Genomic DNA, 26775 nt, shown 5'->3' with positions numbered 1-26775 from the left:
GGCGACTCCGCCACCGGAGCGCCTCTTTTTTATTGTCGCGGGCGAGTCTCCCGGTATGTCGCCGACTGTTCGGACGGCTCGTCACGACGACTACGACGATATTGTGGACTTGACAAGCGATGTCTGGGCCGACCGCGCGATGGCTGATTACATCCCCGACGTGTTCCGCGAGTGGGTCGACGACGACGGCGCGGACCGGAAAACCCTCGTCGTCGACGTTGACGGCCACGCGGTCGGCCTCGCGCAGGCCGTTATACTCACCGAGACCGAGGCATGGTTCCAGGGCATGCGTGTTGACTCGGACTACCGGGGGAAGGGGTTCGGGTCACTGCTGACGGACCACCTCATTGAGTGGGCGGCCGATGCCGGCGCGTCGGTCGGTCGAAGCATGGTGTTTTCCTGGAATGAGGCTGGACTTGGCCAGTCGCTGGCGACTGGCTTCGAAGCGGTCACGTCGTTCCGCTGGGCGCACCCCGATCCGGCGGACGAGACGCCTGAAATGACTGTCGGAAACGACCCCGCGACAGCATGGCGCTATTGGAAGGAGAGCGACGGCCGAAGCGCCCTGTCCGGGCTCGCGCTCGACAGCGGGGAGAGCTGGGCGCTCTCGACGCTGACTCGGGAAACACTCGACCGGCTGGCGGCCGACCAGACTGTCCTTACTGTCGGCGGTGACGGGCCACAGGGGATGGCCTGTCGGGTCCGAACGACAGACGCTGACGGCGAACAGCTCGCGGAGTACGCGGTCGGGGTGTGGCATGATGTCGACGCCGCACAGGCGTTATTCACTGCGATAGCTGCCGATGCAGCTACTCTCGGCGTCGACGGAACGCGGGTCCTCATCCCTGAGACACCGCGCCACGTCGCCCAGACCGCGTACGCTGGCGGGAACATCGATGAGCGCCCGGACTTCGTGTTCGAGATAGACGGCCTCAGATAGTTATCATAACCGATAACGCGGTCACAACACTCATAGAAATACTTGCCGTACCATCGGTAGATGAATTTGTTTGGGAGCCCTCCAGCGTTTCTTGCGTATGTGGCGGCGTACGCCCTCGCGGCGGTCGGGTGTGGTATCGGGCTCTACAGAGCGACTCGCATGGAGGACCCCGATACCCGCCGGGGAATGGTCGGGCTCCTCCTCTGTAGCGGTGGCTGGGCGGCGCTGGAACTCGGCTTCCTGATCACGCCCGGGACGCTGGGGTACGCATTCTACCTCGGCAGCCTCATCGTCGGGCTTGCGACGGTCGGTGCGTGGCTGTACTTCTGCTCGGCGTACACGGGTCGGGCCTTCCACCGGAACCAATCGTACCGTGCGGTCGCTGTGGGCGCGTATCTCGGTATCGTCATAATAAAGCTGACCAATCCGCTTCACGGGCTCTACTTCGCCACGCAGTTCGTCGCCAACCCGTTCCCGCATCTGTCGATCACACACGGGGTATTCCACTGGGTAGTGACGGGGCTCTCCTACGCGCTCGTCACCGTCGGCTTCTTCATGCTGTTCGAGTTGTTCCTCGAAGCCGACTACGATACACGTCCGCTCGGCGTTCTCGTCGGTATTACCGCACTTCCGGCGACGCTCGATATCGTCGGGTACGTCAGCGACCTCTTGCTCGACATCAATCACGAACCGCTCGGCGTTGCACTGTTCGCGTTGGGTGTCCTCTACGTGTACGATGAGGCGTTCCTCGCCGTACAGTTGACCGACGGCGTCGATGATGCTGTCGTGTATCTCGACGAGGACGGCCATATCAAGGAATCTAACGGCAAGGCACAGCGGCTCTTCCCGACACTATCTGGGAGCCGCGGGCAGCACCTCAAGACGGTATTGCCGGCGGTCATGGAGATCCTGAAAACGGACGAGCAGATTCTCGAACGAAGCCGGGGTGGCGGGACCGAGTATTACCTCGTCAGTGACACCTCATTTTCGCTAGGACAGGTCGATATCGGTCGGATGCTCGTGTTCACCGATGTGACCGAAACCGAGCGGCGTCGCCGCGAACTTGACCGACAGAACGAGCAATTAGAGGGATTCGCCACTGCAATCAGACACGAACTGCTGAACACGCTCCAGATAATCACCGGTCGCGTCTCCGCCGCTGGCGACGCCCTGAACCGCGGAGACGTAGACCTAGCGAAAGAATCCCTCCAATCAACGTCTGAAACGGCCGATCGGATGTCAGAAATCGTCGATGGGCTCGCGACGCTAGCTCGACATGGGCAGACAATTGACGAAACAATGCCTGTCGACCTCGAGCCAGTTGTCGAAGGAGCCTGGGAACGTGCCGACACCGACAGTCTCACCATGGCGGCTGACGTGGAGGGACAGGTCGTCGCCGATCCGACACGATTGCGGGACCTCTTCGAGAGCGGGTTCACGTTCGCGGCCCATAACGACGCGTCAACAGTTACCGTTTCCCGGGAGGCCGATGAGATTGTCATTACCGACGATGGGACCCCGGCGGGCGAGACAGACTCGGAGGCCTTTTTCGAGTACGGCGGCGCGATACCGGACGCTGCAGCCGGGATGACGCTCCCGAACTTGCGGATGCTTGCACGGACCCACGGCTGGGACGTAACACTCGATACTGAATATCAGGACGGCGTTCGCGTCGTCATCTCGAACGTAACAGTGGCGAGTCCGGTGAAAAACTGACCCGGCCAACGATCCGTCTCAACCGCCGCTGACCGGTGGGAACAGCGCCAGTTCCGTCTCCTCATTGACTGTCGTCGCCAGCCCATCGCCGGCGGCGAACGGGTCTTCGCCGTCGACGAGCACCCGGATGTGGTCGGCCAACTCTTCGTTCTCGTCGAGTACCTCCTCAGCGAGCGTCGGTCGCGTCGTAAGCAGCGCGTCGAGCGCTGTTTCGACCGTCGCGTCCCCTTCGATATCGACGCTGACCGACTGGCCGTCGGCCGCATCCCGGAGGTGTGCGAACAGTTTCCACTCCATAGCCGTACTCCGAGCGTCCGGCAAAAGAGAGTTCCGGACCACAGTGTGTCCGGCCCGTTCGGGCAGGCTGGAGAATAACAGTCTGCGACGGCGTGCATCTGGCAGTAACGATACTCGCCCCTCAGCTGGGTTTCTCTGGATCATCACCAGCAGTTGATTCGTCATCTTCGCCGTCTCCGTCTTCGGTTAGCGCTTCGGAGGCCGGCGAGTCACTGTCGTCGGTTTCGTCGGCAGCAGGCTCACCGTCCGCCTCGGCGATTCGCTCTTCCGGGTCCCACACCTCGACAGTGTCATCGTCGTCGTCCGCCGGCAAGTCGTCGAACGCGTCATCAGCCGTCAGATCGTCGCTTGGCTCTTCAACGTCGGTGTTCCGGAGTGCCTCTAGCGGGTCGTCGTCCGGGGACTCGTCGCTGTCGGCGGCGTCCGCCATGGCCTCGATTTCGGTGTCTGCCATGGAGTCCGCTTCGTCGCGGGTCGCCGTCGACTCATCCTCAACAGCGGTGTCAGTCGCGGTAGTAGCGGTACCTGTCGGCTCGTCGGCAGTAGCGGTGTCAGCCGCGTCTGCGCCTGCGTCAGCGTTGGCTGTGTCATCGGCATCAGTCTCGACCGTGTCGACATCGGTAGCGCTGTCGTCAGCGGTGGTAGCAGTCGTATCAGCCGCCGTTTTTTCCGTCCCGCCAGTCTGCTCGTGGCCACCAGTGGGTTTGGACGCATCTGGCTGGCCATCCCCGTCATCAGTATCGTCGTCCGGTTCGTCCATCACAGCTGCCGTCGTGGCTGGTTCGCCTCTCCCCTCCGTGGCCTGTTCCAGCCGCCGCAACGCGTCCGGGGTGGCGATTGCGTAGATTGTGTCTCCGACTGCGAGGACGCGTTCGCGGGAGGGGATTGTCTCCGGCGCTGTGTCGTCGCGGGTGATCGCGACCACCGAGACTGCCAGACTGCCGACCGGCGCGCCGTCAAGCGTGCTCCCCGGTTCGACAGTGGCGGTGCCCATCGTCTCGTCGGCCGCACGGAGCAGCGAGGCGAACTCCCGGTCGGAGCGGTCCTGCACCGGGAGCGTGACGAGCTTGTACTGTGTTTGCGGGTCGAGTTTCGGCGTGTCGGCGGCGTCGATAGCGACCGTTACCACGTCGTCGGCGACGCCCCGGAGTTCGCCGGTGAGCACGCGCTTCGACGGTGCCTGCGCCCAGACCTGAACCAGATCGCCGGCGCTCGCGGCATGGGCTGGGTCTGCCTGGATAGCGACGGCGTTCGTCGAGGGCGGCAGCGTCGGGCCGATACCAGCCGCCCGCGACCCGACCGCAAGGTAGTCGACGGTGCCGTCATCGGCCAGTTCGACATCCACATGGCCGACGCCGTAGTCGGTCTTGAGCCGGCCAACCAGGCGGTCCCGGAGTTCGTCTTTCGTCAGCCGTCGAGGGAAGAGAAACCGCCGGTTTGCAAGTGTCTCTTTAGTCTCATCGGGCATCGGGTCGTAGCCGATAATGTCTTCGATATCCTCGGGGAGGCGGACAGACGTGACACGACCGACGGTCTGGACGATCTCGCTCACGTCGGCGTCGATGTTCCGGCCGCCAGTCGCGGCAAAGAGGTCAACACCCAGTCGGTCTCCAATGCGCATCCCGCCGTAGGCTCCGACGCCGCCGGCGAGGAACGCGGCAAGATTCAACAGGACTGCACCGGCCGCCAACACGTCCTCATCACCGAGGATAACCTCGCTGAGCGCAGTCGTCGCGCCGATAACGAGGACGACCGCAGTTAGCCCGAACAGGAGCCCCAGGCCCGTCTGAATCCGTTCACGGACGTACCAGCGGTAGAAGACAGCGATAGCGCCAGCCGGCGTCGCAGCGAGGAGCATAATGACGAGGAGCCAGACAACGCCCTCGACCAACGTCTGTGACACCGTCTCCAGTTGCAGGTTTGCACCGATCTGTGCAAGCAGTGTCGGGCCAAGCGGTGTCATGCGACCGCCTCCACGAAGGCATCAAGGTCGGTTCGGCGGCCAATCGCGTACAGTTCGTCGCCGGCTTCGACGGCCGCATCGCCACGCGGCGCGACCTGCCAGCCATCCTGTGTCCGGATAGCGACGATAGCAACGTCGTGGGCCTCCCGAACATGGGCATCCCGGAGCGTCGTCCCGTCAAGCGGGCCGTCGGCGCGAACCGTGAGACGGCGAAACCGGCTTCCAGCCCGGCGGAGCAGGGAGACGAGTTCGTACTCCCGGTGAGTTCCCCGGGGTTCGACCACGACCTTTGGCTGGGCCGACCGCAAGAGCGGTTGCACATCCGTCCGGGTCACAGCGACGGTGAGTCGGCCCTCGCCGCCGTCGGTCGTCGGTGCCTGAACCGGCGTCGGGGGCGCCTCGGCGTCGGCGATTTCCGGTTCCGTCGGCGTCTCGGCCGGCGTCTCATCGGCGGACGGCGTCGACCGGGCACTGACCACAGTCCCCCGAACCTGTGCGTCCTCAGTCAGCACTGTCACCTCATCGTTTCGGGCCAGCCCGGTCGGCAACAGCGTGTCGACCGAAACGGCGTGGCGATTGTCGCCCACCCGTTTCGACAGGCCCGAAAACGGCGGCGCGGCGACGACCGTCGCTCGCCCTTGCTCGTCGATTGAGACGGCGGTGTCGCCGAGATCGAACTCCGACTTCAGGCGCTCCTCCATCCGGCGTTCGAGTTCGCCGATGCGCAGGTCGGCCGGGAATCGCCACTCCTCGTTGCGAATTTCGGCTCGGAGCGGCTCGGAAAGCGGCGGATACCCCTCCATGTCGGCCACGTCACCGACGATGCGAATACGGACCTCGTCGCGGCCGCCGACGAATTCGACCACATCCGCGGAGAGTTTCTTCTCGCGTAGCCCCTGCAAGGAGAGCCGCTTCGGGAAGTTCGCGCCGAGCTGGTCACCCTTGCTATGTGCGTACAGCGATACCATCCCAACGAGGATGATTGCAGTAATGATGCGCTCGGCGTTGGGGGCCTGCGTAATCGACTTATCCGCCAGTGCCATGAGGCCGCCGCTGACGCCGGCAAGCGCGATTGCCAGCACGACAACACCGAACCCCGGCACGGTGATGCCGGTGAAATACTTGAAAGTAAACCCCAGCGCCCACGACACGAGCGCCGGTATCACTCCCACCAACAGGCCCAGATAGATCCCCATCAACACCTCGACTGGGAGCGAAGCCATGTCCACATTCTGCGTGGCCGGTAGTAAATCGCTTCCGGCCCGCGGACAGTACATTTACACCGACCGCTGTAATCTGGATGGGTATGGACAGGCCGCGGAACTGGTTGGGGGCACGCGCAACGATCATCCTGCCAGTGCTGGTGGCAGTGTTGTCGTTCGTCACTGGTGTGGTCAACATCAGTGCCGTGTCGATCAGCGGGCCGCTCGGGGGTCTCATTCCGCGAAGCATACAGCGGACAGCCGGATTCACCGGTGCGCTCACTGGGTTTACGCTACTCGTTAGCGCCATCGGACTCCGACGCCGCCTGCGAATCGCGTGGTACGCGACCGTCGTCTTGCTGCCCGTGGCAGCGATTCAGGGGCTGGTACAGAAGTCGGAGGTGGTACTTCCGTTCATTGGCACCGTGCCGAGTTCAGCCGTCTCGGTTCCGCTCGTCGTGTTCTCGCTGCTCTCGCTCCCGGTGATGCTACTGAACCGGCGGCGCTTCGACCGATCGGTCGATCTCTCGACAGCACAGCTGGCTGCGGGCGCGGCACTCGTCGGCTCGCTCATGTACGGGACGGCAGGGTCGTACGCGCTACGCGATGAATTCGCCAATCTTTCGACGGCGACCGATGCGTTCTATTACACGCTGGTCACGGCCAGTACCGTCGGGTACGGCGACGTGACCCCACAGAGCCAGCAGGCGAAGCTGTTCGGGATGTCCGTGGTCGTCCTCGGAACGGCCAGTTTCGCTATCGCACTGGGGTCGCTGCTGGGCCCAGCAATCGAGAAGCGGCTTTCGGAAGCACTCGGAAACATGACTGACGCACAACTTGACTTGCTCGAGAACCACGTACTGGTGCTCGGCCACGGCGACCTGACGGAACCGATTATCGAAGAACTGACCGGCGCAATCGATTTCGTGGTCATTACGCCGGACACAGAGACGGCCACGCGGCTCCAGCAACAGGACATCGCTGTCCTGACCGCAGACCCAAGCGATGAGGAACCCATGCAACGGGCCGGTATCGAGGAGGCCGCGGCGGTCGTTGCGGCGACGAATGACGACGCACAGGATGCGCTGGCGGTACTGACGGCACAGACGCTGAATCCGGAGGTCAACATCGTCGCCGGAGCGACCGACCGCGAGAACATCGAGAAGCTCCGCCGAGCGGGCGCGGACACGGTCATCAGCCCGGCAGTGCTGGGTGGCCACCTCATCGTTCAGTCGGCACTGGGTCGAAAGGGGATGGAGAATATCGCCGACCACCTGCTCGACGTGAGCGACGAGGACGACGCAGATATCTAGGGCCGGCCGCGGTCGACGATAGCGATGTCCGTCTCCACGTCCTCAAGCCGTTCGAATGTCGGCGGCGAAATGAATCGCGACGCCTTGCTCCGGTCACGGCTAGCCCCGATCATGATGAGGTCGTATTGCGATGCAGTATCGGACAGGAACGTCTGAATGCTTGTTCGCGGAACCCGCGTCTCGAACGCGCCCTCGTATGGCTCGATGAGGTCCGCAAGCATCTCTTCGGCCCGGCGGCGGTCCCCGCGGGAGCCGATACAGGTCGCGACAGCGACCCGCCCGCTCCGACCGGCCAGTCGCGTGGCGAAGTCGACCATGTTGTGTGCCACGTCGCTGACAGACCGCACCGGGACGATGACCTGTTTCCAGCGGGTCCGGTCGCTCCGAGACCGATGGACGACGATGTCGCTCTTACTGCGGAACAACCGCTGTAGATACGGCGTCAGCGCCCCGTGCTGACTCTCGTAAGGTGCGACGATGAGGTCACAGTTGGTTTCGGCCGCAGTCTGCAGCGTCGTCTTGGCCGGCGAGCCATCGTCGCTCGCGACGACGACCTGACAGGAGACGCCCGTTCGCGTCTCGATCCGGTCGGCGTGGGTCTCCAGCCAGTCGACCTCCGCTTCAAGATCGGTCTTGTCCGGCGACACCCCTGCGGTGGCCGGGTCACCGCCATCGCCGACGAGGCGGGTCCGGGCCGGTGGCGACTCTGCGCCGTTCTCCGACCGAATGTCCATCTGTATCGTGTCCCGCGTGAGGGATTGCTGGGCCGTGGCGGCGTCGCTGTCCGAAACCACGTCCAGCAGGACCACTTTGCCGGCTTCGTGGGCGGCTGCGAGTCGCGCGCCTAGCATCGCTGTCTGTCCTGCCGAGTCGCCGCGCATCGGGACCAGAACGTGGTCGTCACCGGACATCGACTCGTAGAGATACGTTGCTCGCTGTTCATAGAACTGCTCGCGCCAGATGACGAAGAGAACCGCCACGAGCGAACTGGCGAGGAAGATGCTGGCAACGAACGTCGCCCGTTGGCTCGGTTCGACCAGCAGCGCCAGCAAGGCGGTGGAGTACGATGAGGGCTCCTCGATGTCCAGCGGCCAGGTGACAACGCCAGTCGCGAAGACAGCGAGGCCGGCACCGAGCGCGTTGACACCGAACTGGCCGCCCGGTGCTGTGAGATAGCCGTTCGAAACGGCGAGTGCACCCAGCCCACAGACCGCGCCGATGGTGAGCCCCGCGACGAACCGCTTCGGATCGGAGTACTTGCTCGTCGGGTCGATGAACAGGGTGTACGACCCCGCCGCGAGCGGCGGGAACAGTAGGAAACTGAGTCGTGGGACAGTGTTTGCTAGCGTTGTCACCAGCACGATCGCAAGCGGAACGAACACCAGCATGGAGAGGTGGACGAGGTTTTCGGTCACCTCGGCCCACCGTCTGAAGTCCTGTAGTTCGCGGCGCTCGACCCGCCGGAGCCGTCTGACCGCCGCGTGGAGTCGCTTCCGGAACTGGTCGAGCATACAGTTTTCCACGGGAGAGTGTCTGTTAAGCCCTCCGCCGGAAAGCGGCGCGACCGGACACTCATGGGGTCCGATAGCCCGGCTGGCGCTCTCAGAAGTCCAGCAGTTCCAACCCTACAGCGACGCGGCCGCCGTCAGACTGATTTCGATAGCGCGCTCGACGTTATTCTTGGCTTTCTCGGGGAGTTCCTCGCCATCGGTTTCGCCCTTCTGCGTCCCCTCGACGAGGTTTCCGTCGACGGTACAGATAGCGCCCGAGCGCAGGCCCTTGCGACGGCACAGCGAGAACAGCGCGGCGGCCTCCATCTCGACGGCCAGCAGGCCCGCGGCCTCCCAGTCGTTGATGTATTCGTCCGTCTCGGCATAGAAGGCGTCATCCGTGGCGATGGGGCCGACGTGAACGTCCTCGTCGTTCGCCTCGGCGGCGTCGACCAGCGACGAAAGCACGTCGTAGTCGGGGACAGCCGGAATCTCCACGTCCTCGTAGCGTTTCGTCGTCCCCTCGTCCTTGGCAGCGCCATTGGCGACGACCATGTCGCCGATTTCGATGCCTTCCTGAAGCGCGCCGGTCGTTCCGACACGGATGAGCGTCTCGACGCCGACTGCCTCCAGCTCCTCGACAGCGATGGCCGTCGACGGCGAACCGATGCCGGTCGAGCAAATCGTCAGTTCGCGGCCGTCGTAGGTCGCGTTGACGAGTTTGTACTCGCGGTTCTCCGCGACGACCTCGTGGTCGTCACAGAGGCCTGCAATGCGGTCGACGCGTCCGGGGTCGCCCGGCACGAGCGCGATATCTGTTAGGTCACCCGGCTCAACGAGTAGATGCGGTTGTTTCGCCATACAGGCCAGTCGCACGGAACTATTTAGTAGTCAATGGATTTCCGTCGGTCACAACAGTGAGGTAGGACGGCCGTGAGAGAGGACGTATGGCAGACGATATCTCGCTGTTCGACAGGCGGATGCGAGGGCCGGCGGGTATCGCTCTCGCCGCCGGAGTCGTCCTCGGACTGCTGACCGGCTACACCATCGGCGCAGGAACGCCGAACGGCCCCTCGTGGACCCTCGTCGTCCCGTTCGCGCTGCTCGCCAGCGTCTTCCTGTATCTCGGGGCCTACAGAAACCTCTCGAAGCGAGTCGGGGACACGTAGCTTACAGCCAGGTAACGAGCACCGGGGTGAACAGTGCAAGCGCCGTCCCGAAGATGAACGCCGTGAGTGCCCACTGTCGGATAATCTCGTCAGCGTCGTCTCGGACGCTGCCGCCGAAACGAGGCATAGCGACACGGGCGAAAAAGTAGTAGATGAACGTGGAGATGCCCACAACACCGACGATATGGGGTATCAGCGGGACGCCGTTGACCGGGAGCGCCGTCGGAAGCACGAACGAGAGGCCAGCAACAACCGCGCCGTACAGCAGCGCCGCGACGAGGGCGGTGCCGTGATGGACGACGACAGCGAGGGGACGACTCACTGCACTCGGGTCAGTGCGGGTGAGTCCGGCCGCGGCAACGTACGCCGGCAGGTACCCCTCGTCCTGTGTCACCATCGGGATGTTCAACAACAGGCCGACGACCGCGCCGGCGACGACACAGACGAACGCCCACTGCGTGAGGGGGTAGTCAAGCACGTACCATCCCTTGTTCGCAGTGCCAATGAGCATTGTGTCATGCGACTGGGGAGGCGCAGCGGTACAGTTCCAGAACAGGGTCCGGGGCTAGAACGGCCCGCCGTCAGGATAGCTACTCCGGGTGTCTCACCGAGCGCCAGCAAGCTTGTTTCAGCATCCGCGGTAGTGTCGTCTTGGAGCAACCGTCCCCGGAGCTCAATTCACTCAATATAGTACACCACGATAATATATATGTCGCCGCACGAAATCATGATGCAAGTTATATCATGACACAGCAGCGCTACCAGAACGGAAAGCAGGTGATCAGACGTTGGGACAAAGTTTTCAAGGCTGTTGCCGTCGAGCCGCGGCGACAGCTCATCATCACGTTGTTGGATGCCCACCCTGACGAGACAGTCCCCCTCCCCGAGAGTGCGGTAAACCCAAACGTCCCGCCGGATCCAGAGGGCCTTCGGCAGGAGTTGTACCACTGTCATCTGCCGATGCTGTCCGACCACGAGTTCATTACGTGGGAAAGTGAGCCACTGGTTGCCAGTCGTGGTCCACGGTTTGATGAGGTGGCTGTCGTGTTCGAATCGCTACAGTCCAACGCGACGGACGTTCCGGATTCACTCGTGTTCGGATGTCAGCGGCTCGAACGGGAACGGCAGGAGCGATTCGGTGATTCGGTCCCAGAGTAGCCGCCCTCAGACCGGACTGAACAGGAACAGGACGATGTTGTTCGTGGCCGGGCCGATGCCGACGGCGGTCACGACCGCGAGCAAGAGGCTCGCTTCGACGGGGTCCTCTTCGAGATAGTCATCCAGCAGGAAGACAACCCCAATCGCCACGAGGAGTTTGACGAACACGAACAGCCAGCCTTTACCAAGATACGGGGCCGTCGGAAGTGTGCCGGCGAACTCCATGATTCGGGCCGGGATTGGCGTTCGTTCCGTGATGCCGATAACATCAGCGCCGACCGCCGTCGAGACGCCGTCGAGCATATGCGCGAACACGACCGTCGGGGCTGCATAGCGCATCCGAACCACGACCGGTGTCCGCCATAGCGCGACCGCAAGCACCGTCACCGCGGTGGCAACCGTCGCGACGACGACAGCGATGGTTGGCCAGATAAGCCCCAGCAGGTCGGACTCCAGTGCCATCACGACAGCGATGACAAGCAACACCGTCAGGAGTCCGATACCAATATACCCCAGATTGCGCGATATCGTCTCGCTGTGGCCGCGGCGAACGCTGAACAGCGTCAACGTGATCCAGACGACGCCCAGCGTGACGAAGGTTGTGAGGTACACCGCCGGCGCGCCGAACAGCGGCGTGACTACGGGCCTGTACGCTTCAATCGGTGGCTGGTGGAACGCGTGGAGTGCGCCGCCAAGCGCCATCCACGGCGTCAGGGCAACCACGGTCCGCTGGTCGATCGGTGGTTCGAGGGCGTACAGCAGCGCTGTCACCACGAGCGTGCCCGCAAGCAGCCCAACAGTGTACTCAAGCGGCGGGAGCGCTAACCCCGAAGGCAGTACCATGTCCCCCACGCCGACTCCGATGAGGGAAAATCTTCCGAACGAGACTGACGGAGGGAATCACAGCCTGAGCGGCGACCGTCGGACACTGAAGACGGAGAGACAGTAAACCACCCACCGTCTGCCGCCCGCCGTCTTTACGTAGATACCACGTGTCACCCCGCGGTATGGACGATATACCAGACCGAATCGAGCATACAGTCCTCGGACCGACGACGACACCGGACGACATACGAACCTGTCTCGACGAGGCGCTCCAGTACGGCATGCGAGCATGCATCCCGCCGTGGGCGCTGCCGCTGGCGACCGAGTACGCGAACGTCCCACTCACGGCCGTCATCGACTTCCCACACGGCCAGGGTCAGACCGACAGCGTCTGCCAGGCGGCCAAGTTGGCCTGGGACGCTGGAGCCGACGAACTGGATATGGTGTGCAACGTGGGCTTGCTCAAAGCCGGCGAGGACGACGCCGTCCGGGACCACATCACCGAAGTCGTCGCCAGCGTCCCGGTTCCAGTGAAGGTCATCGTCGAAGCGCCGCTGCTTTCGGATGACGAACTCGAACGGGTCGGGCAGCTCACGGCTGATGCCGACGCCGCGTATCTCAAGACGGCGACGGGATTCAGCGAAGGCGGTGCGACGGTCCACGACGTAGAGATTCTCAGCAAGTACCTCCCGGTGAAAGCCAGCGGCGGCGTCGGGTCGTGGGCCGACGCCCAGGCGATGTTCGAGGCTGGAGCCGAGCGGATCGGTGCGTCGAGCGGCGATACCATCGTTCGGGAGTGGCAGGCCGCGACGGAAGGCGAGACTCCAACCGAACCGGAGACAGACTCGGACGACGCGGACACAGATAGCGGCTACTGACCGGTCCAATCCGTCGCCCTTTTGCCGTCCTAGCGATAGTATCTGAATGAATGGCCCGGTATCACATCGAGACGTACGGGTGCACCTCGAACAGAGGTGAAACCCAGCAGATCGAGCAGGCGCTCCGGGAGGGCGGGCACCACCCCGCCGACGGGCCGGAGTCCGCCGACGTGGCGATACTCAACACCTGCACGGTGCTTGAGAAGACCGAACGCAACATGCTCGCACGGGCCAAAGAACTCGACAAGGAAACGCCGGCCGACCTTGTCATCACGGGCTGTATGGCGCTCGCACAGGGCGAGGAGTTCCAGAGCGCCGACATCGACGCCGAAGTGCTCCACTGGGATGACGTTCCACAGTACGTCCTCAACGGCGAGTGCCCGACGATCACGCCGGATACCGAAACGGTGCTCAACGGCGTCGTTGGCATTCTCCCTATCGCCCGGGGCTGTATGTCGGACTGTTCCTACTGCATCACCAAGCAGGCGACCGGGCGGATCGAATCACCCTCGGTCGAGGAAAACGTCGAGAAGGCTCGCGCGCTCGTCCACGCCGGCGCGAAGGAAGTCCGTATCACCGGCCAGGACACGGGCGTCTACGGCTGGGATACGAACCAAGGGACGAGCCTCCTGCCGGAGCTACTGGACCGCATCTGTTCCGACATCGACGGCGACTTCCGGGTCCGTGTTGGCATGGCGAACCCGAAGGGACTCCACGGCGTCCGTGAGGAACTCGCAGCGGTGTTTGCCGAGCACGACGAACTGTACAACTTCATCCACGCGCCGGTCCAGTCCGGCAGCGACGACGTGCTGGCGGACATGCGCCGGCAACACGCCGTTTCGGAGTATCTGGAGGTCGTTGAGACGCTGGACGACCATCTGGACTACTGGACGCTGTCGACTGATTTCATCGTCGGCTTCCCGACCGAGGAGCCGGCCGACCACGAGCAATCGATGGCGCTGCTTCGCGAGACCCGCCCCGAGAAAATCAATGTCACGCGCTTCTCCAAGCGGCCCGGTACCGACGCCGACGACATGAAGGGCCTCGGCGGCCAGATCAAGAAGGACCGCTCGAAGGAAATGAGCGAGGCGAAGATGGAACTGATGGCCGAGGCCTACGAGGAGATGGTCGGCCACACGTCCTCGGTGTTGCTCGTCGAGGACGGCACCGACGAGTCGCTGGTTGGCTACGACGAGGCCTACCGGCAGGTCGTCATCGCTGACGCACAGGAACGCAGCCTCGAAATCGGTGACACGGTAGACGTGGAAATCACGAGCCACAACACCGTGTACGCCTTTGGCGAGCCGGTCGAGCGAGCGCAGATAGCGGACTGACGGGTCGTCAGCTCACATTTTCAGTCAGAACGACCGGCCCCTCAGTCGCTACGATAGGCTTCGCGAAGGAACGTGACCGCTGCGCCGAACATCGCGAGGTTCCCGAAGAAAGCCAAGCGCTCGCCGCCCCGGTTGTCCGGGTCGGCGTTCCAGAAGTCGTGCATCGTCGGCGTGACGACGGCCAGAAACGTGGCGACGGCACCGGTCGAAATACGGGGGAGCCGCCAGAATGCCGTCCCCAGCCCGCCGACCAGCATCATTCCCGAGGCCAGCGGGGCCAGCAGGTCCGGTGCGGGGACGCCCGCAGACTCAGCATACTCGATAGCATCCTCCATGTCACGGAAATCCTCAGCGGCTTGGAGGGCCACACCGAGGCCGAACAACAGTCGTCCAAGCGCGAGCCAGCTACGCGATGAGTCATCACCCATATGCTATCGCATGGCACGACAGGTATTAAAACGTCACTCCAAGTCAGCGAGCCGTTCCACTTCTTCGTCGTCTTTCCACTCGCCGAGTTCCTTTGGGTCAACGTGGATGAACGCGTCGTCGACCTCCGGAAGCTCCTCGATTGACTTGATGACCGCCGTCTCGATGTCGTGGGCCTCGAACAGCGTCAGGTCGCCCTCCACCTCGATGTGAAGGCTCACGTCGATTTCAGGACCGACGTAGTGGGCGATGACGTCGTGTGCACCTCGGACCTTGGGGTGGTCCAGCGCACAGCGGAGTATTTCGCGCCGGAGGTCCTCCGGCGGTGCGCCGCCGACAAGATACGTGACGTTTTCCTGCACGACCTCGATGCCAGTGTAGATGATGCCGATGGCGACGACGAGTGCGGCCAGCGGGTCGGCGATAGGGTAGCCGGCCATCGCGCCGGCGACGCCGACCAGCGCCGCTCCTGCTGTGAGGATGTCGTTACGGTTGTCCTTCGCTGTCGCAATGAGCGCCGGGGAGTTACGGTCCGTGCCCGCGCGGAGACAGTACCGGTAGAGCCCGTACTTCGCGACGGCCGAGAACGCGAGCACGAGCACAGCGGCTGGCCCCTGTGTCACCGAGATGTCCCCGGTCAACAGGGCGGTCCCGGCGTTCCAGAGGACGAACCCGCCAGCGGCGAAGATACCCGCGGCGACGAACAGCGAGACGAACGGCTCGATACGCTCGTGGCCGTGGGGGTGCTCGAAGTCCGGCGGGCGCGTTGTCAGGTACAGCCCGGCAACGATGACCAGCGAGTAGGCGGTGTCGGCGGCGCTGTTGACCGCCTCGGACTGGACGGCGAAGCTTCCAGTGGTGAGCCAGACGCCGGCTTTCAGCAGCACGAGGAGAAGGTTGACGCCGAGAACGAGCAGGCCGACTCGCCTGAGCGTCGCGCGGCGTGACATTGCTCCCCCGTTGTCGGGCCGCCGTCAAAGCCGCTTCGACACTGACCTATCCCTGTGGCCGAGGCCGGGACGCGAAGGTTGCCTTCGTTGGTGAGAACGGATCATACACCGACTGGTGGCAGTTACAGTACACCTTGTCGGCGGCTTCGAACTTCGCGCTTCCAGGCGTCTTTTTGTACCCGGGATTACAGCAGAGGTGCGTACAGCGGTTCACCCATGCGATGAAATCCTCGGCGGTGGCCGCGTCTATGAATTCACGTATCTCACTGGCGAGGTCGGCGTACTTGTCTTCACCGGCGACCATCTTCGCGACGGCAGGTGTCCGGAGTACCTGAACCTGAATCTCCTTGACGTCCTCGCCCTGTGAGCGCCAGGTCGCGACCGCTGGCTTGCCGAGACCGTCGCTACCGATGTTGTTTCCCCACGACTCGTAGTCCTCGAAGTGCTCGACACGGAGTTTATCGCCGTCGCGTAGCTCGGATTGCCAGTCGTACGTCGCCTTCGACCTGAGGAACCCATCGCGCTCGGGGTCTGGTTCGAGTCCCGCAGCGACTTCGAGCCCACAGTACTGGAACCACTGCTGGGAGTACGTCACGCCGCCCAGTTCGCCCTTGGCGATACGGAAGGTATCGCCGCCCGCTGTTTCTTCTGAGACGGACGGCCAGATGCCGCGGAGTGCGCCATCGGATATCTCCAGCGGGACGATCGGCATCGGTCGGTTCGCCGGGCCAGCAATGTTCCGGATGCCGACATAGGACACGGTACCGCCACCGACGCCGCCTTGGTCGGTCGTTGCGTCGACTGCGAGGCCACCGACGGTTGTCACCCCCGACAGCGCACTGGCGCCGACCAGTCCTTTGACGAAGCGGCGGCGACCGGATGGAGCCGGGTACTTATTACGCTGGCCGTGATTTGGAGGGCCTTCTTGGGTCATGGGACCATACGACGGTTTGACGGCCACTGAAAAAGGCCCACCCGATGCTTTTCAGCTACCGGAAATCGGCTGTCTGACCACAGTTCTACCGGCGAAGACCGTAGCTTAGCTGGATGCCAGAACAGCCGGTCTACTCGACTCGGACAGCCCCATCCGCAGGAGCAGTCGTCCCGTCTTGTGACGCGAACGCAGCGTAGAGCCGGTCGTACGTCTCTTCGACAGCCTCGACGATGACTTTCGTATCACTGATGACCGGCATGAAGTTGGTGTCGCCGTTCCACCGCGGCACAATGTGGGTATGGAGGTGGTCGTCGATGGAGCCGCCAGCCGCCGTTCCGCCGAGGTTTAGCCCCGCGTTGAACGCATCCGGGGATAGCGCAGTTTCGAGAGCGTCGAACGTCCGCTGTTTCAGTCGAGCGTGGTCGAGCAAGGTTTCGTCGTCGAGATCGCCGTACTCGCCGGTGTGGGTGTGGGGAATGACCATCACGTGTCCGGGATTGTACGGATAGTTGTTCAGGAGGACAAAGGCATGGTCGCTTCGTGCCACGAGATTGTTCGCCCGGTCGTCGTCCTGTGCCTGAAACGCACAGAACACGCAGTCGACATCTGGGTTCGTCTCCTTGCGCTCGACCCACTGGATGCGCCACGGCGCAAACACCTTGTCCATACCGCCAGTTGTTGACCCATCAGCAAAAACGGCAGGACTGTGGCTGTGAAGCGCATATATAAAAGTGTTGGCCGTTCACGCAACCTGAGTGGATTCTGTGGCCTTAGCGAATCTTTTAAACATTCTTGGCTTACCTAACGCCGCCTTCAGCAGAAATCGACTTCCGTCTTGCGATAAACAGTGCTGAACGGACCAGAACTGAAGGTGGTTTTTATACTCTCTACCGGGCTTGTATCAGACGGGATGGCAGCGATAAACGGCGGCGTTGACATGGCCGAACACTGTACCACGTGTGACCGTGAAACACCGCACGGCGTGCGTGTCCAGATACAGACAGAGTCCGATAAACGCGAAAACGCGGCGTTTTCCCGGGAGCCGTATCGGGTTAGCGAGTGTCAAATCTGTGGGACAACCACGTCGACACGGATGAACAACGCCTGACCATCCCACACACCCCCACCCCACCTTTCCATACGCCACGCGGTCTCTGACTGCGTGGCCACACACCCCCTACTCCACCCTTTCCACTATTCGCAGAGTGGTGGCGTTGCTCGAAAACGGTATCCCGATGTCACCCAGCAGGTTCGAAGCCGTATCGCGTTACCGCGAGCGCGTCGTTACTTCACAGCCGTCCTCGGTGATGATGACAGTGTGTTCCTTCTGGCTGACGTACGCGCCGTCCTGCTCTTTGAGGACTGGGTAGCCGTGGACAATGTCCTGCTGTTTCAGGCGGCGAAGCGCCATCTCCGCTCGCGGCGAGTCGAGCCAGCGTGCGGCAAACGGCAGCGTACGGTACTCCTCGGTGATCTGTTCGAGGACCTGGCGGGCCTGCCGGTTGCGGACTGACCCCTCCCGTTCGAGGGCGAAAATCTCCTCGTCGGCCCCTTCCTGCACCTTGCCGCGGCCGTCGGTGGCGAACGGCTCGATAGCGACCACGTCGCCCACGTCGAGTGTCGCACCCTGTGCCACTTCGCGGTTCGGGATGTTCGGCGATGTGTGTTGCTCCCAGTGACCGAGTCCGTGGCCGGTGAGATTCACGACGGGGTTGTAGCCGTATCCCTCGATAACCTCTTCGACGGCTGCGCCGATCTGGCCCACGTCAACACCCGGGCCGGCAACGTCCAGCGCGGCGTCCAAAGCCTCTTCGGGGGCTTTGGCGAGTTCGTCCTGCCCGGAGAGGTCGACCGTCACGGCGGTGTCGGCGAGCCACCCGTCGACGTGGACGCCGATGTCGAGGTTAACCATCTCTTCACCGAACGTCGCGTCGTCGTCGCGCTCAGGGGTAGCGTGAGCGGCCTCCTCGTCGATGGAGATATTCACCGGGAACGCCGGCTCGCCGCCCAGCTCCCGGATCTTGTCCTCGGCCCACTGGGCGACTTCGAGGTGGGAGACGCCCACCTCGACGCGTTCTGCCGCCTCGTCGCGCACCTGTGCTAGAATTTCGCCCGCTTCGCGGCATTTCTCATACTGCTCGGAATCGAAGTCCACGTCAGTCATGCACGCCGGTTAGTCGGTGGCGGCCAAAGGGGTTTCCCTCTGGTTATCTCGTCGCGGTTTGCATTGCGGCAGTGTTCCGTTCGGCTCCGGTGTGGCCGGCGTGGTCGAGAAGGATTACGCCGGCACGCCCGCCAGTCGCGTCTTCGAACTCGGCGATTGCTTCTTCGGCGGCCTGTTTCGGGCCGTACGTGCCCAAGAGTTCGACAGCGCGGCGAGCCAACCCGAACCGGGCGATAGCTTCTCCCTCTCCGGTCGCGCTCGCACCACCGCGGTCGTCCGCGTAGAAGCCAGCGCCGACCTGTGGCACATCGCCGACTCGACCGGCCAGCGCGTACCAGCGCCCGGCGGTCGATGTCGCCGCGGCAAGCCGGTCCCCGTCGGTTGCGACCGCACCGACGGTGTCAGTGCCGCTGAAATGCTCACGGACCCAGTCGAGGTGGTCGGCGGGTCCACCGTCGGGCGGGTCCGCACGCTCGTATCGCTGTCGCGTCTCTGTATTCGTGAGGTCCCGGCCGGTTTCGACACCTGTGCCGGCCGCGAAGTCAACGGCTTCGTTGCCGGCCAGCAGGACGTGTGGCGTCTCAGTTGCCACAGTGCGGGCTACATCCGTGGCGTGTACAACGCCAGACATTGCACACGCTGCTCCAACCCGGCCGTCGGCGGTCATCAGTCCAGCGTCAGTCCGGACCTCGCCGTCACTCTGGATTGCTCCACCGATGCCAGCGTTGAACGCCGGGTCGGATTCGAGCGGCCGAAGCGCGGCCAGCACCGCCTCCATCGGACCCTCTGCATCCGTTGCCTGTTCAGCGGTCTCTGTGAGGGTTCCCTGCCGAGTGGCCGGTGTCTCCGGGAGACTGCCCGCGCCGCCGTGGACGATAACGTGCATACAGCCCCGTTGACACACGAAAGGCATATCACCTCCGGCAGTTGCGGTAGTGACGTGCCGGCGTGCGGTCGTGACCTTTCTTTACGCGCTGTGTTACCACGTCTGAGGCAAAGCGGCACGCCTTTAGGGGCGACTATCAATTGGCGGAATATGGGCTACGATTACGACAAAGTGGAGATTCCCGACGAGGGACAGCAGATTCAGGTCACGGAGGACGACGAACTCGACGTTCCGGAAAACCCAATTATCCCCATCATCCACGGGGACGGTATCGGGACGGACGTCGGTCCGGCCGCACAGAAGGTGCTCGAAGCCGCCGCGAACGCCACCGGTCGTGACATCTCCTGGATGCGCGTCTATGCCGGCCAGTCCGCCCGAGACAAGTACGACGAGAATCTCCCTGATGACACCGTCGAAGCCATCAAAGAGTTCAACGTCGCTATCAAGGGCCCGCTAACGACACCGGTCGGCGCTGGCTTCCGCTCGCTGAACGTCGCACTCCGGAAGACGCTCGACCTCTACGCGAACGTTCGCCCGACCTACCACATCGAGGGTGTCCCGTCACCGGTCAAGGACCCCGAGGAGATGGACATGGTCACCTTCCGAGAGAACACCGAGGACGTCTACGCCGGCATCGAGTGGGAGGCCGGCACCGACGAAGTCGAGGAGGTCAAGGAGTTCGTCGAGGATGAGATGAACTTCGACGAGACCATCCACGACGGCCCGGTCGGCATCGGCGTCAAGCCGATCACCGAGTTCGGGACCAAGCGCCTCGTCCGCGAGGCCATCGACTACGCCCTCGAAGAGGACCGCGACAGCGTCACGCTGGTCCACAAGGGCAACATCATGAAGTTCACCGAGGGTGCCTTCCGTGACTGGGGCTACGAGGTCGCCGAAGAAGAATACGGCGAGCACGTCATCACCGAGGACGAGCTGTGGGACGAGTACGACGGCGAGGCGCCCGAGGACGCGCTCGTTGTCAACGACCGCATCGCCGACAACATGCTCCAGCAGCTCCTGACCCGGACCGACGAGTATGACGTCATCGCGACGATGAACCTCAACGGGGACTACATGTCCGACGCTGCCGGCGCACAGATCGGTGGGCTCGGCATCGCCCCCGGTGCGAACTTCGGCTCGGCTCGCTGTCTCGCAGAGCCGGTCCACGGCTCCGCGCCGAAGTACGCCGGCGAAGACAAGGTCAACCCGACCGCGATGATCCTCTCCGGCCGCCTCATGCTCGAATACATGGGCTGGAAGGATGCTGGCGAACTCGTTCGTGACGCCGTCGAGGAGACCATCTCCTCGGGCAACGTCACCTACGACCTCGAACGTCAGATTGAGGGCGGCACGAAGCTCGCCACCAGCGAGTTCGCCGAGAAGGTCGTCGAGAACATAGAGAAGCTGGCCTGAAGCCAACTTCTCTGGCTCGCGCGGTTACACCGCGCGAATATCGAGAAACTCGCATAAGCGAGTCGCGCTGACTACATAGACGCTCCATTTTTATCGCACATTACAGCTCGAGAGCGACGAGACAGGCGCGGAGTCTGTCAATAGAACAGAGCTGTCACTCATCGGTTTCCTTTGTCTACGGAGCGTACCCGGTCCGAGAAGCGTTACTCGGTCAGCGGCATAACCACACCGAACACGAGCGGCGAGAGAAGCCCGACGAGAATACCGAGCATTTCTATGTCGACCAGCAGCGTGTCGCCCCAGGCAGGGAGCGTCCCGAGAACGGTGCCCCCAGCGACTTCCCCTGCGATACCGAGGAGGAACAACCCTGCCCCGAGCATGAACCCGCGCTTTGCGAGTGTCGCGTAGTCCGCGTTCCAGTTTTGACTCATACAAGTCAGTTCTCGTGGGCCTACTAAGCTTTCTCGGATCGAAAGAGCTACAAGCGCATTCGTAGTGATATCTGTGCATACATGGTTTCAGAATCGATTCCGGAACTATTCGAACTCCTGCTCTCGACGCTTCTCGCAACCGGGCTAACTGTAGGGGGAGCACTCACCGAACAGGCCGCTCTCGTCGACCTGTCCGGCGGCATCTCCGCGTTCGCTGCCTGGGAGGTGTACATGGGTCTGGTCCTCCTGTACGCTGGCTATATGCTCAGCTCACGGCGGGTACTGCCCGCGCTCGGTAGCGCCTGATCTGTTCTTTGCAGGCGGACTAGTAGTCCTGAAGCGACCGCTGGGTCGTATTGGCGACCCACTCCGGCTGTCTCACCGTTGTCGACCCGATGTGTCGTAGCCGCATCTCTTGTGTGACACGAACCTGCCGGTCGCTTCGTTCAGCGTCGAAAGCCAGCCGAAACGCCGAAACGGTGCCATCGTGATTGACGCGGAGTCGGACGGAGACGTTGCGGGGGTCGCTCACGAACAGCGGTGTGTTGAGTCTGTCAGGGTTGCTAAGGCGGGTGCCGACGAGGACGACGACGCCATCACTCCGGTCGGCAACGGAGAGGTCGACGGCTTCCCCGATCCCACGGATCGTCCGGCGCTCCGAGAGGTCCGAAACCGGGCCGTCGTCGGGGACAGACCACTTGACCTGGCTGCGGCGGTTCACTCGCTCGTCGTACTGGGCCGCGACGATGGAGCCGTTGGTCCAGTAGTCAATGCGGGTAGTGAACGTGTTCAGTTCCGTGCCGTTCTGTCGGAACCGCCCTGCGTACGTCGTCTTGTTCACCGCAACGTAGCGCGTATGGTTTGACCGTCGGAGTAACGTCCCGTTGCGGTCTGTGACTCGCTGGCGAGTGATCAGCGTGTAATTTGTCGTCGCAAGTGTCCGCTCGTGAGCGCTGGCCAGCGTTGACGGAATCACTGCGTCGTCGCTCACGCCCGGCGGATACCCGACCCCGTCAGTCGGCACCGCCGCCGGTGTGACCGTCTCTGGACTGTCCGGCTGGACGAACCCGGAACAGCCAGCGAGGACGAGCGTGAGCGTCACGATAGCAGCCACTGCCCGCGTCATCAACTACCATACGGCCGCAGGACTCAAACAGTTGTGGTTAGTCCTGCCAGTCCGGGTTTGGTCTGGGCGGACTGAACACGTCGATGCCGCGGACCGGCTCCTCACCGTCGTTGCGCGCTTCATGTGGTTCCTCGCTCGGGACCACATAGGAGTCTCCGGGGCCGATGACGTACTCCTCGCCGTTGACGTGGAACGTGAAGGTCCCTTTGACAACGTAACCGACCTGCTCGTGGTGATGGCTGTGCTCCGGGACGGCCGCGCCTGGTTCGATATGGAACTGCTGGACGCTCATCTCCTCTCCGACGGCCATCTGTGTCAGGTGCACGCCGTCGACTGCTTCGACTGTCTCACAGGCCGCCTGCGGTACTTCTTCCATGGGCGGTGCTGTCGCGCCCTCTCCACCTAAGCGTTCGTCCCCCGGCATCGGACGTCGGTGGGTTCAGTACCGTCCAGCCCTGACGGAGAGCTATGTACGCGGTCGTCGGGTGTAGTGAGTGCAGTGCGCTGTGGGTCACCGAAGGGCGACCGGAGACGACCCAGTGCCCGCGGTGTGGCACGCGCCGCAAACACGAGAAGCGTCGGAAGTTCATCGAGACGGACGACGAGGCCCACGCCCGCGAGGTTCGGGCCTCGATGCTGGCCAACCGTCAGGGGGAGGGCGACGCCTTCGCGGAGTTGGACTCCTACGCCGAGATGGAGCGGCAGGTCGACGACGTGGGTGTGGATGACGAGACATACCTCGAAGATTCGGGGATCGACACCGACGCCGTGTCGGCGGCCGCCGACCGCGCCGAACAGGGTGCGACGGGCGGGTCAAGCCGCAAGGAGACGGTAACGAGCGCGGTGCGGGAACTGGATGAGCCGACCGAGGACGATATCGTGGGCTACGCGGAAGAGCGCGGCGTCCCGGCGTCGTACACCCGGGAGGCACTGGAAAAACTGGTTCGCGCCGGCGAAGCATCGGAAAGCCGGGGGCAGTACCGGCTGCTATGACCGCGACGCTGGATTTCGAACTCGGACCGGTCGCGGTCGGGACGCTCGTCGGTCTCTCTGGACTGCTGTTCTTGCTCACGCCGGTCGTCGAACCCGTCGCAGTCGGCTCGTTGCGGGTGAGCACGGTTGCGCTCTCGGCGGTCGTTCTCACGCTCGGGTTCGCGCTGGGGACGGTCGTGTTCGCTCGCCGGGGCCGCCGGCTGTTCGCCATCGCCCACGGTGTCTTTGCCGTCGCGTGGGCGCTGCTCGTGCTCGGCCCGCTGCTCGGGCGGGAAGCGCTCCTGCTCGCCGGCGTCGTCGTGCTCGTCGCGGGGGCCGGCTTTCTGGTGAGCCAGAGTCGGGAGTGACAGCACACCTCCCCGAAGCCGGGACTACCGCCCGAGGTCAGCGTGCGCCGAGGAGAGGTGGCGCGAGGACAGCGCCGCAAGCAAGGAGAGTTCGCCAGCCAGCGCGCCGGCGGCGATGACTTCGGCGAGCGCGTCGGCGTTGCTCCCGGCAGGGTCACCGCCGCCGCTGTACCCCAGCACGTCAAGCGCTTCGGACTGGGTTGGCAGGCCCGTGCCGCCGCCGACGGTACCGACCTCCAGCGATGCGATGGTGACGGAGGCGTATAGACCGTCCTCGCGAGCGTCGACCGTCGTGATAGCGTTACTCCCTTCGACTACCTGTGCGATGTCCTGCCCGAGCGCGAGGAAGGCGGCAGCGACGACGTTGGCAGCGTGGGCGTTGAACCCCAGCGCACCGGCCTTCGCCGAGCCGACGAGGTTCTTGCGGGTGTTGGCCTCGACGATAGCGTCGGACGTCGTATCGAGTCGGTCCTCGACCTGCTCGTGGGGGATGAGCACGTCGGCGGCGACGGTGCGGCCCCGGCCCTCGACGGCGTTGATGGCAGCAGGCTTCTTATCCGAACAGAGGTTGCCCGACAGCGCCACGAGGTCGGCCGGCGTTTCGGACTCGACAACGTCACAGGCCGCCTCCGTCGCGATGGTGGCCATGTTCATCCCCATCGCGTCCTTGGTGTCGTAGGAAAAACGAAGGAAGACGCTGTCACCGACGACGTAGGGTGTCACGTCCTGTAGTTCGCCGTGACTCGTCGTCGACTCGGCGGCGTCGGCGAGAACATCGACGTGTTCGCGAACCCAGGCCGACACCTCGCCTGCCTCGGCCACATCCTCGACGCGAAACACCGGCGCGCGGGTCATCCCGGACTTGAGGACGCGAGCGGTCGCGCCCCCGGCGTTGCGGATGGTCGAGACGCCGCGGTTGACTGAGGCCAGCAGCGCGCCCTCGCTGGTCGCCAGCGGGAGGTGGTGGTCGCCGTCAGCGGCTCCACCGTCAACAGGCAGCGGGCCAACGACGCCCATCGGAACCTGTGCCGCGCCGACCATATTCTCAATATTGCTCTCGGCGTCGGCGGCGTCGAAGGTGTAGTCGCCGACCGCGGAGAGGTCCGCACCAGTCTCCTCGGCCAGCAGGTGCCTGCGGGCAGCCGCTGCAGTGTCAGGGTCGGCGTGGTCTTCCAGTTCGTAGAGCCGCAACTCACCGTCACGAATGCGCTCTGCGAGCGCGACGACGTCGGAGTCGGTCATACTGACCGGTGTGGCTTCGGGGCTCCTAACAGTTGCTCTTGGCGGGCCAAGGGTTTTGCAGTCGCCGCGCCCGGAGTCTGTATGGTCGACCGCGTATTCACAAACTGTGAGGTACGGCCGCTGTCCGGCGACGACCCGGCGTCAGCGGTTGCAGTAACGGACGGCACGGTTACCGCCGTCGGGGACCCGGACGAACTCTCGGCCGCGGGTGCTGAGACCGTCGACTGTCGCGGTGGCGTTCTGTTGCCCGGCTTCGTCGACGCCCATACGCATCTGGACATCGTCGGCCGGCGTGCGATCGAAGCCGATCTCGCCGGGGCAGACGGACCGAACGACTGCATCGACCGGCTGCTGGCGGCCGACGACGGCGAGGGCTGGGTTCTGGGCTTCGGCTACGACGAGAGCGACTGGGGCGGGGACTTGTTGCAGGCGGCGACACTGGACCGGGTAAGCACTGAACGTCCGGTCGCGGCCGCGCGGGAGGACATCCACACCGTATCGGTGAACCACGCCGCGCTGGACGTGCTGGATCTGCCCGACGACGGCGTTCAGACCGGGGACGGCGCGCCGACCGGGGTACTCGTTGAAGAAGCCGCCGAGGCCGTCTTCGATGCCATCGCGCCCGACTACGCACAGACACGGGAGTACCTGCTGGCTGCACAGGAGGTGGCCCTCTCGAAGGGAGTCACCGCTGTCCACGACATGGTTCGGCAGTCACACGCCCCACGAGTGTACCGCGATTTAGATACCGAGAACGCCCTTTCCCTGCGAGTGCGACTCAACTACTGGGCGGACCATCTCGAAGCAATCAGAGAACTCGGTCTGGTGACGAACCACGGGAGCGACCGCGTCCGGACGGGCGCGATCAAGGCGTACATTGACGGGTCGCTCGGGGCTGGAACCGCGCGGCTCCGGGACCCATACGCCGACAGCGACAGCGTCGGCGAGTGGCGGACGGACCCCGACGCACTTCGGGAACTCGTGTCGGCGGTCGACGACGCGGGCCTCCAGTTCGCCGCCCACGCCATCGGCGACGCGGCTATCGACACGCTGCTCTCAGCTATCGAATCCGTCGATGCCGCGGACGAGCGCCACCGTGTCGAACACGCCGAGGTCCTCACCGGTGACCTCGTGGAGCGACTGGCAGCGTCGCCGCTGGTCGTTTCGGCCCAGCCGAACTTCCACCGCTGGGCAGCGACGGGGGACCTGTACGACGAACGCCTCGGCGAGCGTCGCGGACTGACGAACCGTTTCCGCGACCTCGTTGATGCCGGCGCACAACTGGCCTTCGGGAGCGACTGTATGCCGCTCTCTCCGCTGTATGGCGTCCAGCAGGCCGTCACTGCGCCGGAACCGAGCCAGCGCCTGACAGTCGACGAGGCGCTCCGGGCGTACACCAGCGGTGCTGCGTATGCAGGCTTCGATGAGGACCGGATGGGCACGATTACGCCGGGATCGGTCGCGGATTTCGCTGTGCTATCGGCCTCGCCGTGGGAAATGCCAAACGGGGAGATTTCGGACACAGCAATCACGATGACCGTCAGCGCTGGCGATATCGTATTTGACTCCGGTGACTGA

Annotated in this window: 30 protein-coding genes; 13 read left to right on the top strand and 17 right to left on the bottom strand. The window is 63.7% G+C overall.

Annotated features, from left to right (window positions below; genetic code table 11):
- The first annotated feature begins 55 nt into the window (after positions 1-55).
- Both RBH20_RS02120 and RBH20_RS02115 read left to right on the top strand, forming a co-directional pair.
- On the top strand, positions 56-940 hold the full coding sequence (locus tag RBH20_RS02120; protein WP_306705029.1) for a GNAT family N-acetyltransferase: 885 nt from the start codon (positions 56-58) through the stop codon (positions 938-940).
- A gap of 60 nt (positions 941-1000) precedes the next feature.
- Entirely contained in the window at positions 1001-2656 is a 1656-nt protein-coding gene (locus RBH20_RS02115; RefSeq protein ID WP_306705026.1) for a histidine kinase N-terminal 7TM domain-containing protein, read from the top strand.
- Between the two features lie 18 nt (positions 2657-2674).
- Here the strand turns inward: RBH20_RS02115 and RBH20_RS02110 are convergent, their stop codons facing one another.
- The 3 genes from RBH20_RS02110 to RBH20_RS02100 form a co-directional block, all read right to left on the bottom strand.
- On the bottom strand, positions 2675-2953 hold the full coding sequence (locus RBH20_RS02110; RefSeq protein WP_306705024.1) for a ubiquitin-like small modifier protein 1: 279 nt from the start codon (positions 2951-2953) through the stop codon (positions 2675-2677).
- 121 nt (positions 2954-3074) lie between these two features.
- Entirely contained in the window at positions 3075-4916 is a 1842-nt protein-coding gene (locus RBH20_RS02105) for a cation:proton antiporter regulatory subunit (protein ID WP_306705022.1), read from the bottom strand.
- Positions 4913-6193, bottom strand: a complete 1281-nt coding sequence (locus RBH20_RS02100) for a potassium channel family protein (protein ID WP_306705020.1) — start codon at positions 6191-6193, stop codon at positions 4913-4915. The genes RBH20_RS02105 and RBH20_RS02100 overlap by 4 nt, the downstream gene beginning before the upstream one ends.
- 29 nt (positions 6194-6222) lie before the next feature.
- On the opposite strand from RBH20_RS02100, the gene RBH20_RS02095 reads away from it, so the two are divergent.
- Entirely contained in the window at positions 6223-7431 is a 1209-nt protein-coding gene (locus tag RBH20_RS02095; RefSeq protein WP_306705018.1) for an NAD-binding protein, read from the top strand.
- On the opposite strand, the gene RBH20_RS02090 is transcribed toward RBH20_RS02095, so the two are convergent.
- Both RBH20_RS02090 and RBH20_RS02085 read right to left on the bottom strand, forming a co-directional pair.
- On the bottom strand, positions 7428-8942 hold the full coding sequence (locus RBH20_RS02090) for an HPP family protein (protein WP_306705016.1): 1515 nt from the start codon (positions 8940-8942) through the stop codon (positions 7428-7430). The genes RBH20_RS02095 and RBH20_RS02090 overlap by 4 nt on opposite strands.
- 114 nt (positions 8943-9056) lie before the next feature.
- A complete protein-coding gene (locus RBH20_RS02085) occupies positions 9057-9782 on the bottom strand; it encodes a nucleoside phosphorylase (RefSeq protein WP_306705015.1) in 726 nt (241 codons plus the stop codon).
- A gap of 86 nt (positions 9783-9868) precedes the next feature.
- On the opposite strand from RBH20_RS02085, the gene RBH20_RS02080 reads away from it, so the two are divergent.
- Positions 9869-10090, top strand: a complete 222-nt coding sequence (locus tag RBH20_RS02080; RefSeq protein ID WP_306705013.1) for a hypothetical protein — start codon at positions 9869-9871, stop codon at positions 10088-10090.
- 1 nt (position 10091) lies between these two features.
- Here the strand turns inward: RBH20_RS02080 and RBH20_RS02075 are convergent, their stop codons facing one another.
- Positions 10092-10601: a hypothetical protein gene (locus tag RBH20_RS02075; RefSeq protein ID WP_306705011.1), complete on the bottom strand. Its 510-nt coding sequence runs from the start codon at positions 10599-10601 to the stop codon at positions 10092-10094.
- A 233-nt stretch (positions 10602-10834) separates the two neighbouring features.
- On the opposite strand from RBH20_RS02075, the gene RBH20_RS02070 reads away from it, so the two are divergent.
- Positions 10835-11248 (top strand): hypothetical protein, encoded by a 414-nt coding sequence (locus RBH20_RS02070; protein WP_306705009.1) that lies wholly within the window; start codon positions 10835-10837, stop codon positions 11246-11248.
- 6 nt (positions 11249-11254) lie between these two features.
- Here the strand turns inward: RBH20_RS02070 and RBH20_RS02065 are convergent, their stop codons facing one another.
- Positions 11255-12091, bottom strand: coding sequence for a DUF63 family protein (locus tag RBH20_RS02065; RefSeq protein ID WP_306705007.1), 837 nt, complete (start codon positions 12089-12091; stop codon positions 11255-11257).
- Positions 12092-12255: 164 nt separating this feature from the next.
- On the opposite strand from RBH20_RS02065, the gene deoC reads away from it, so the two are divergent.
- Entirely contained in the window at positions 12256-12951 is a 696-nt protein-coding gene (gene deoC / locus RBH20_RS02060) for a deoxyribose-phosphate aldolase (protein WP_306705005.1), read from the top strand.
- A 50-nt stretch (positions 12952-13001) separates the two neighbouring features.
- Positions 13002-14285, top strand: coding sequence for a tRNA (N(6)-L-threonylcarbamoyladenosine(37)-C(2))-methylthiotransferase (locus tag RBH20_RS02055; RefSeq protein WP_306705003.1), 1284 nt, complete (start codon positions 13002-13004; stop codon positions 14283-14285).
- A gap of 41 nt (positions 14286-14326) precedes the next feature.
- On the opposite strand, the gene RBH20_RS02050 is transcribed toward RBH20_RS02055, so the two are convergent.
- The 4 genes from RBH20_RS02050 to RBH20_RS02035 form a co-directional block, all read right to left on the bottom strand.
- Complete coding sequence (locus RBH20_RS02050) at positions 14327-14713, bottom strand: DoxX family protein (RefSeq protein WP_306705001.1); 387 nt, start codon at positions 14711-14713, stop codon at positions 14327-14329.
- 33 nt (positions 14714-14746) lie between these two features.
- On the bottom strand, positions 14747-15661 hold the full coding sequence (locus RBH20_RS02045; RefSeq protein ID WP_306704999.1) for a cation diffusion facilitator family transporter: 915 nt from the start codon (positions 15659-15661) through the stop codon (positions 14747-14749).
- Positions 15662-15707: 46 nt separating this feature from the next.
- Positions 15708-16595 carry a Rieske 2Fe-2S domain-containing protein gene (locus tag RBH20_RS02040; protein WP_306704997.1) on the bottom strand — a complete coding sequence of 296 codons (888 nt, stop codon included), beginning with the start codon at positions 16593-16595 and terminating at the stop codon, positions 15708-15710.
- A 130-nt stretch (positions 16596-16725) separates the two neighbouring features.
- Entirely contained in the window at positions 16726-17262 is a 537-nt protein-coding gene (locus tag RBH20_RS02035; protein WP_306704995.1) for an HIT domain-containing protein, read from the bottom strand.
- A gap of 243 nt (positions 17263-17505) precedes the next feature.
- Between RBH20_RS02035 and RBH20_RS02030 the strand changes: the two genes are divergently transcribed.
- A complete protein-coding gene (locus tag RBH20_RS02030) occupies positions 17506-17703 on the top strand; it encodes a hypothetical protein (RefSeq protein WP_306704993.1) in 198 nt (65 codons plus the stop codon).
- Between the two features lie 159 nt (positions 17704-17862).
- Here RBH20_RS02030 and map read toward each other — a convergent pair whose 3' ends face one another.
- Both map and RBH20_RS02020 read right to left on the bottom strand, forming a co-directional pair.
- Positions 17863-18759 carry a type II methionyl aminopeptidase gene (gene map / locus RBH20_RS02025; RefSeq protein ID WP_306704991.1) on the bottom strand — a complete coding sequence of 299 codons (897 nt, stop codon included), beginning with the start codon at positions 18757-18759 and terminating at the stop codon, positions 17863-17865.
- A gap of 43 nt (positions 18760-18802) precedes the next feature.
- Complete coding sequence (locus RBH20_RS02020) at positions 18803-19645, bottom strand: isoaspartyl peptidase/L-asparaginase (protein WP_306704990.1); 843 nt, start codon at positions 19643-19645, stop codon at positions 18803-18805.
- A 150-nt stretch (positions 19646-19795) separates the two neighbouring features.
- Between RBH20_RS02020 and icd the strand changes: the two genes are divergently transcribed.
- Positions 19796-21058: an isocitrate dehydrogenase (NADP(+)) gene (gene icd / locus RBH20_RS02015; RefSeq protein ID WP_306704989.1), complete on the top strand. Its 1263-nt coding sequence runs from the start codon at positions 19796-19798 to the stop codon at positions 21056-21058.
- A 203-nt stretch (positions 21059-21261) separates the two neighbouring features.
- On the opposite strand, the gene RBH20_RS02010 is transcribed toward icd, so the two are convergent.
- Positions 21262-21489 (bottom strand): hypothetical protein, encoded by a 228-nt coding sequence (locus tag RBH20_RS02010; RefSeq protein ID WP_004593747.1) that lies wholly within the window; start codon positions 21487-21489, stop codon positions 21262-21264.
- Positions 21490-21570: 81 nt separating this feature from the next.
- Here RBH20_RS02010 and RBH20_RS02005 point away from each other — a divergent pair, with 81 nt between their 5' ends.
- Positions 21571-21795: a hypothetical protein gene (locus RBH20_RS02005; protein WP_306704982.1), complete on the top strand. Its 225-nt coding sequence runs from the start codon at positions 21571-21573 to the stop codon at positions 21793-21795.
- 19 nt (positions 21796-21814) lie between these two features.
- Here RBH20_RS02005 and RBH20_RS02000 read toward each other — a convergent pair whose 3' ends face one another.
- On the bottom strand, positions 21815-22615 hold the full coding sequence (locus tag RBH20_RS02000) for a hypothetical protein (protein ID WP_306704980.1): 801 nt from the start codon (positions 22613-22615) through the stop codon (positions 21815-21817).
- Between the two features lie 37 nt (positions 22616-22652).
- The gene (locus tag RBH20_RS01995) at positions 22653-22991 is read right to left on the bottom strand and encodes a cupin domain-containing protein (RefSeq protein ID WP_306704978.1); all 339 of its coding nucleotides are present in this window, start codon (positions 22989-22991) and stop codon (positions 22653-22655) included.
- A gap of 92 nt (positions 22992-23083) precedes the next feature.
- Here RBH20_RS01995 and RBH20_RS01990 point away from each other — a divergent pair, with 92 nt between their 5' ends.
- Complete coding sequence (locus tag RBH20_RS01990; protein WP_306704976.1) at positions 23084-23608, top strand: DUF5817 domain-containing protein; 525 nt, start codon at positions 23084-23086, stop codon at positions 23606-23608.
- Positions 23605-23955, top strand: a complete 351-nt coding sequence (locus RBH20_RS01985) for a hypothetical protein (RefSeq protein ID WP_306704973.1) — start codon at positions 23605-23607, stop codon at positions 23953-23955. The genes RBH20_RS01990 and RBH20_RS01985 overlap by 4 nt, the downstream gene beginning before the upstream one ends.
- 24 nt (positions 23956-23979) lie before the next feature.
- On the opposite strand, the gene hmgA is transcribed toward RBH20_RS01985, so the two are convergent.
- Positions 23980-25197 (bottom strand): hydroxymethylglutaryl-CoA reductase (NADPH), encoded by a 1218-nt coding sequence (gene hmgA / locus RBH20_RS01980; RefSeq protein ID WP_306704971.1) that lies wholly within the window; start codon positions 25195-25197, stop codon positions 23980-23982.
- 81 nt (positions 25198-25278) lie between these two features.
- Between hmgA and RBH20_RS01975 the strand changes: the two genes are divergently transcribed.
- The gene (locus tag RBH20_RS01975) at positions 25279-26775 is read left to right on the top strand and encodes an amidohydrolase (RefSeq protein WP_306704967.1); all 1497 of its coding nucleotides are present in this window, start codon (positions 25279-25281) and stop codon (positions 26773-26775) included.

Origin of the sequence: Haloarcula sp. H-GB4, from assembly GCF_030848575.1 — an archaeon.
Classification (GTDB): Archaea; Halobacteriota; Halobacteria; order Halobacteriales; family Haloarculaceae; genus Haloarcula.
This window is presented reverse-complemented; position numbering and strand designations above follow the sequence as displayed.